This window comes from Candidatus Omnitrophota bacterium (assembly GCA_030650275.1).
Lineage (GTDB): Bacteria > Omnitrophota > Gorgyraeia > Zapsychrales > Fredricksoniimonadaceae > JACPXN01.
Genome location: JAUSEK010000004.1, coordinates 85,998 through 93,065, shown reverse-complemented (window position 1 = coordinate 93,065; position 7,068 = coordinate 85,998). Strand labels below are relative to the sequence as shown.

Genomic DNA, 7,068 nt, shown 5'->3' with positions numbered 1-7,068 from the left:
AGGCAGTCAAATCGTCCGTGAAATAGTAATCCCAGCCCTGACCAAGGAAGTCAACGAGAACAAGAACTTCGCCCAACTCCGTCAGGTCTACAACTCCCTTATCCTTGCCACTTGGTACAAGAAGAAGATCAAGGACAGCATTCTTAACAAGGTTTACACCGACAAAAATAAAGTGAATGGATTGTCATTCCCGAAATCTTCTGTCGGGAATCCAGAAACTATCTACCAGCAATACCTCACCGCCTTCAAGAAAGGGGTCTACAACTACATCAAAGAAGAGCAAGACCCGCAAACCCAACAGATGATCCCAAGAAAGTATTTTTCGGGGGGGATGCTCATGGCGATAAAGATGGATGAAGCCATGACAGTTACCCATGACAAGATTGTCATTACCAACCAGAATCTTGACCATGCCCAAGTGGTGCAGGTGGATATGGCGATGGCATCCACTGGTAGAAATCGTGAAGCGGTCAAGGCGCGGCGTGACCTGTTGCTTGAGATCCTAAACGGGTTAGCGGAGCAGGGGCAATTGACGGTCCGGGAGTTGACCGAACGGCTTAATCAGAGGACCGGTTATGAAACTGTGCTGATGCAGACGATCAGAGATGACCTTGCCCTTGACCAACGGTTCCAGGAGCCGGCAGTGCAGGCAAGGTTGAGCAAGGAGAGCATCGACCGTGAAGCGGTCAAGGCGCGGCGTGACCTGTTGCTTGAGATCCTAAACGGGTTAGCGGAGCAGGGGCAATTGACGGTCCGGGAGTTGACCGAACGGCTTAATCAGAGGACCGGTTATGAAACTGTAGCGGTGGTGACGGTTAATAATGACCTTGCCCTTGACCAACGGTTCCAGGAGCCGGCAGTGCAGGCAAGGTTGAGTATTATGAAACAACAACAAGGATCAAATAGCAGTATTATTGATCGTGCTATGCTGATGAAAAAGGGTGGTATTGATTTAACCCCCGCCAATTTATATTTGCAAACTAGGAGTTCCGGAGGGCAAATTAAGTTTTACATCGACCCCGCCATGTTGCAGCAACTGCAAAACGCCCCGGGCTTTGTGCCGGTCATCATTAACATCCAGCCCATGAATGATCTCCGTCTATTTTTAGGGATCAAAGATGGAGATCCCTCGCTTCGCTCGGGATAAATTCGGTCATACAACTTACGTTCACTTCGTTCCGTAAGTTGTGACCTCATTTAAATACGGCCAAATTTGATTGAAGCCCCCGTGGGCACATACTATAATGAACTCCATGCTCACCGACCACGACATCTATCTTTTTAAAGAGGGCAGCCATTTCAAACTTTACGAAAAATTGGGCGCCCATCCCATGGTCCTCGACGGTGTGGCCGGGACGCGTTTCGGCGTCTGGGCCCCCAACGCCAAGTCCGTTTCGGTCATCGGGGATTTCAACGGCTGGGACCGCAACGCGCATCCCTTGACGTGCCGCGGGGACTCGTCCGGGGTCTGGGAAGGGTTTCTCCCGGGCGTGGCCAAAGGCGCGCTCTACAAGTTTTACATCGTTTCCAACAGCGATTTTTACCAGGTTGAAAAACAGGACCCGTTCGCGTTCTTTAACGAGGCGCCGCCCAAAACCGCCTCGGTGGTCTGGGACCTGTCCTATTCATGGGGCGATGGCCCATGGATGGCCCAGCGCCGTGCCCGCAACAGCCTCGCCGCACCCATGTCCATTTACGAGATGCATCTGGGTTCCTGGAAACACGTCATTGAGGAAGGCAACCGTCCTTTTTCCTACCGCGAATTGGCCCATCACCTTGTTCCTTACCTGAAAGAAATGGGTTTCACCCATGTTGAATTTCTGCCCGTGATGGAACACCCGTTTTACGGGTCATGGGGTTATCAGACGCTGGGGTATTTCTCCCCGACGAGCCGCTACGGCACCCCGCAGGATTTTATGGCTCTGGTGGATGCTTTGCACCAGAACGGCATCGGCGTCATCCTGGACTGGGTCGCTTCGCATTTTCCCTGCGACGGGCACGGCCTGGCCTATTTTGACGGCACGCACCTGTTTGAGCATGCCGATCCCAAAAAGGGCTTCCATCCCGACTGGAACAGTTATATTTTCAATTACGGCCGGCATGAGGTGCGCGAGTTTTTGATCTCCAGCGCCATGTTCTGGTTCGATCAATATCATATTGACGGCTTGCGTGTGGACGCGGTGGCGTCCATGCTGTATCTCGACTATTCGCGCAAGCCCATGGAATGGATCCCCAACCATTACGGCGGCCGGGAAAATCTTGACGCCATTTATTTCATGCGCCGCCTTAACGCGACCGTGTATGCCCATTTTCCCGACGTACAGATGATCGCGGAAGAAAGCACGGCGTGGCCGGGGGTTTCGCGTCCGGTGGACGTGGGGGGGCTGGGCTTTGGTCTCAAATGGAACATGGGCTGGATGCACGACACCCTCGAATACATGTCCAAAGACCCTGTTTACCGCAAATACCACCACAATGAACTGACCTTCAGTTTTTATTACGCTTTTACCGAGAATTTCCTTCTTTCGCTTTCGCACGATGAGATGGTGCACGGCAAGGGCGCCCTGGTCTCCAAGATGCCCGGTGATGATTGGCAAAAGTTCGCCAGTTTGCGTTTATTGCTGGGTTATATGTTCGCCCATCCAGGCAAGAAATTATTATTTATGGGCGCCGAGATCGCCCAGCGGGATGAATGGAAGCACGAGAAAAGTCTGGACTGGCATTTGCTGGACCATGCCCCGCATCAGGGCGTCCAGCGCTGGGTCAAGGACCTCAACGCGTTGTACACCAAAGAGCCGGCGCTCTTTGAGCGCGATTTCACCCCCGACGGTTTTGAATGGATAGACCTGAATGACTATCAACAGGGTGTCATCAGTTTTTTGCGCAAAAGCGCGGACGGCAAAAGCGTCATCGCGGCGGTGTGCAATTTCACGCCCATGACCTGGCAGGATTACAACGTGGGTGTCCCGGCCAGCGGCGTGTGGCGCGAGGTCCTTAACAGCGACGCGTCTGTTTACGGCGGCAGCGGGCAGGGGAACCTTGGCGCCAAAGAGGCCCGGCCCAAACCTTTTCACGGCCGGCCGTTCTCTCTTTCTCTGACCATCCCGCCGTTGGGGATCCTGTTCCTGAGGAGCGCCGAATGAAACGTTTTGTCTGCATCCACGGCCATTTTTACCAGCCCCCGCGGGAAAACCCGTGGCTGCAAGAGGTGGAGATCCAGGATTCCGCCTACCCCTACCACGACTGGAACGAGCGGGTCACCGTCGAATGCTACGCGCGCAACGCGCACGCCCGCATTCTCGACGACAAGCATAAGATCTCCGATATCATCAATAATTATTCCAGGATCAGTTTTAATTTCGGCCCCACATTGTTGTCCTGGATGCAGCGCAAGGACCCCGCGGTCTACGCGGACATCCTGGAAGCTGACGCTTTAAGCCAGAAGAATTTTTCCGGCCACGGCAGTGCCATGGCCCAGGTGTACAACCACATCATCATGCCTTTGGCCAACAGCCGTGACAAACGGACACAGGTGGTCTGGGGCATCAAAGATTTTGAATACCGTTTCAAGCGTAAACCCGAGGGCATGTGGCTGGCCGAGACCGCCGTTGACCTGGAGACCCTGGACATCATGGCCGAGCAGGGGATAAAATTCACCATTCTGGCCCCGCATCAGGCCAAACGGGTCAAATCCACGGGCCAGGACATGCTCTGGCGCGATGTAGCGTTAAACAGCGTGGACCCGAGCGTGGCGTATTTGTGCCGTTTGCCTTCCGGGCGGACCATCCATATTTTCTTTTATGACGGCCCCATTGCCCGGGGCGTCGCTTTTGAGGGACTGCTCAATAATGGAGAGGATTTCGCCAGGCGGCTGACCCGCGCCTCTGACACCCGTGCCCCGGGCCCCCGGATGGTGCACATTGCCACCGACGGGGAAACCTACGGCCATCACCACAAGTTCGGCGACATGGCGCTGGCCTATTGCCTGCATTCCATCCAGCAGGGGTCCCTGGCTCAATTGACCGTGTATGGTGAATTCCTGGAAAAATTCCCCGTCACCCATGAGGTCCAGATCGTGGAGAACAGTTCCTGGAGCTGTCCCCACGGCATTGAGCGCTGGCGTTCCAACTGCGGGTGTTCCACGGGAGGCCAAAGCGGGTGGCATCAGAGGTGGCGCGCCCCTTTACGGGAGGCCCTGGACTGGCTGCGCGATCGTCTGGCCCCCGTTTATGAACAGCAAATGTCCGCGTATACATCCGACCCTTGGGGTTTGCGTGACGCCTATATCGATGCCGTCCTCGACCGGAGTCCCGAATGCGTGGATCGTTTTTTGCGCGAACATTTAGGCAGGGTGCCGCCGGAAGAGGAAAAGATCCGCATTTTGAAACTTCTGGAAATGCAGTTCAACGCCCTGTTGATGTACACCTCGTGCGGGTGGTTTTTTAATGAGATCTCCGGCATTGAGACGGTGCAGATCCTCAAATACGCCGCGCGGGTCATCCAGTTGGCCAAGGAAGCGGCCGCCACCAACGTGGAAGGAGAGTTCGTGCGGCTCCTGGAGCAGGCACCCAGCAATGCGCCGGAACTGAAAAACGGCGGTGTCATCTACAGTTCCATGGTTGCCCCATCGGTGGTTGACCTTTTGCGCGTCGGGGCGCATTACGCGATGACGTCTTTGTTCGAGCAATACCCGGAACAAGCGCGCATGTACGCGTATACGGTCAAGACCGGGGAATATATCCTTAAGGAAGCGGGCCGCCAGCGTTTGGCCGTGGGCCGCGGCCGGGTCGCTTCCGAGATCACCGGAGAGAACGCCGACATCCAGTTCGCCATCCTGCATCTGGGCGACCACAATTTCATCGGCGGGGTGGGCTATTTCAAATCCGGGGACTACATCTCTATGCAGCGGGATCTTACGGAGGCCTTTTCCGAGAGCAATATCCCGGAAGTCATCGGTCTCATCAACCGTTATTTTGGTTCCCGGAATTATTCCCTGTGGCATTTGTTCAAGCAGGAACAGCAGAACATTCTTGACCAGGTCCTGCGCTCTGCGATGGAAGACATCGAGACCAGTTTTCGCCATATTTACGAACAACATTATCCTTTGATGCAGATCAAGAATGAAGGCCGTCTGCCCTTGCCGCGCATGCTGATCACCGTCGTTGAATTCATCCTCAACCGTGATGTGTGCGCTGTGTTGGAAAAAGACGACGTGGACATTGACCGGCTCAAAGGCCTGGCGGAGGAGATGAAGCGCTGGGCGTTCAAGCGCGACCAGGCGAATTTCGGTTTTCTCGCCAGCCAGCGGCTGAACAGCCTGATGCGCCGGCTCAACGAACATCCCCACGACATCCTGCTGATGACAAAGATCACGGCCATTCTCGAGATTTTCACGGGGTTGAGCCTGGACCTGGACCTGTGGGAAGCCCAGAACGTTTATTTTGAAATGGCCCATACGGTTTATCCGGATATCGCCGGCCCCGCCTTTGGCGGGGTGGCTGATCCGCAGCTGCATTGGGTGAAGATCTTTGAATATTTGGGGGACATCCTTCAGGTGCGCACACCCTCATGAGCCAACGCGCCAGCGGCATTTTAATGCACATCACATCCCTGCCTTGCCCCTACGGGGTGGGGGACCTGGGCCCCCGGGCCTATGCGTTCGTGGACGCGTTAAAAGCCGCCGGGCAGACGTTCTGGCAGATCCTGCCCGTCAATCCCACCGACGGCATCAATGGGCATTCTCCGTACAGTTCCTTGTCCGCTTTTGCCGGCAACCCTTTATTCATCAGCCCTCAACTCATGGTCATGGACGGTTTTTTGACGGCGTCTGATCTGAAGAAGGCCCCTGCGTTTGACGCCCTGCGCGTGGACCATGCGAAAGCGGCCGCGTTCAAGGAACGCCTGTTCGTCCGCGCCTATGCGCGGTGGGCTAAACTCAAGGACAAAGGCGGTTATGATGTTTTTTGCCGTGTCCATGCCCATTGGCTTGAGGACTATGCTATTTTTTCCGTGGCTAAATTCGTGTTCAACGCCAGGCCGTGGAACGAATGGCCGGCGAACCTCAAGCGCCGCAAACCTGGCGCGCTAAAAGGGTTCGTCCGGACCCATATCCGCGCGGTTGACCAGGCCCGGTTCGTGCAATTCTTATTTTTCAGCCAATGGCAGCGCCTGAAACAATACGCGAAGGACAACGGGGTCGGCATCATCGGGGACATCCCTATTTATGTCAATTATGACAGCGCCGATGTATGGCGCTACCCGGGGTTTTTTAAACTCAACCATGATCTTGTCCCGCGGTTCGTCAGTGGATGCCCGCCGGATTATTTTTCCAGGACAGGCCAGCGCTGGGGCAACCCGGTCTATGACTGGGCCAGATTGAAAAAGGAAAAATACGGGTGGTGGGTCAGGCGGATCCGCCATAATTTGGCCCTCTTTGACCATTTGCGCATTGACCATTTCCGCGGTTTTTTGGGCTTCTGGCAGATCCCCGCGCATGAAAAACTGGCGGTGTTCGGCCGCTGGGTCAAGGGGCCGGGCGCGGATTTCTTCACCGCCCTTGCCCGGCAATTCAAACATCTGCCCATCATCGCCGAGGACCTGGGAGAAATAACTCCCGACGTGCCCGCGCTCATGCGCCGTTTCGGTTTTCCCGGGATGCGGGTCCTGCTGTTCGCTTTCGGCAACGATCCCAAAACCAATCCGCACGTGCCGGCCCGGTACGCGCGTCATTGCGTGGTTTATACGGGCACCCATGACAATAACACCGTGCAGGGCTGGTTTCGCAAAGAGGCCGGTCCCCGCGAGCGGGCCAATATCGCCGTTGTTCTGAAAGGCCGCCCGCGCACGTCGGACCTGCACTGGGCCATGATCGAAGCGCTCATGCGTTCCAAAGCCGATACCGTGATCATCCCCATGGCCGATGTCCTGGGATTGGGGGAAGAGGGCCGCATGAACACTCCGGCGACCAAGGTTGGCAATTGGCAATGGCGGTTATCGCCGTCCGCGTTGAAGCCGCGGTTGAACCCCAAACTGCGTCATTTAACAATTTTAACGAAAAGAGCGTGACGC

General features: G+C 55.6%; 4 protein-coding genes. All 4 read left to right on the top strand.

The features are described from left to right. A partial coding sequence (locus Q7K71_01150; GenBank protein MDO8674710.1) for a hypothetical protein occupies window positions 1-1,147 on the top strand: 1,147 nt, incomplete at its 5' end. 97 nt (window positions 1,148-1,244) lie between these two features. Next, window positions 1,245-3,143: a 1,4-alpha-glucan branching protein GlgB gene (gene glgB / locus Q7K71_01145; GenBank protein MDO8674709.1), complete on the top strand. Its 1,899-nt coding sequence runs from the start codon at window positions 1,245-1,247 to the stop codon at window positions 3,141-3,143. Continuing rightward, a complete protein-coding gene (locus Q7K71_01140) occupies window positions 3,140-5,572 on the top strand; it encodes a DUF3536 domain-containing protein (GenBank protein MDO8674708.1) in 2,433 nt (810 codons plus the stop codon). The genes glgB and Q7K71_01140 overlap by 4 nt, the downstream gene beginning before the upstream one ends. Beyond that, window positions 5,569-7,065, top strand: coding sequence for a 4-alpha-glucanotransferase (gene malQ, locus Q7K71_01135; protein MDO8674707.1), 1,497 nt, complete (start codon window positions 5,569-5,571; stop codon window positions 7,063-7,065). The genes Q7K71_01140 and malQ overlap by 4 nt, the downstream gene beginning before the upstream one ends. Window positions 7,066-7,068 lie beyond the last annotated feature (3 nt).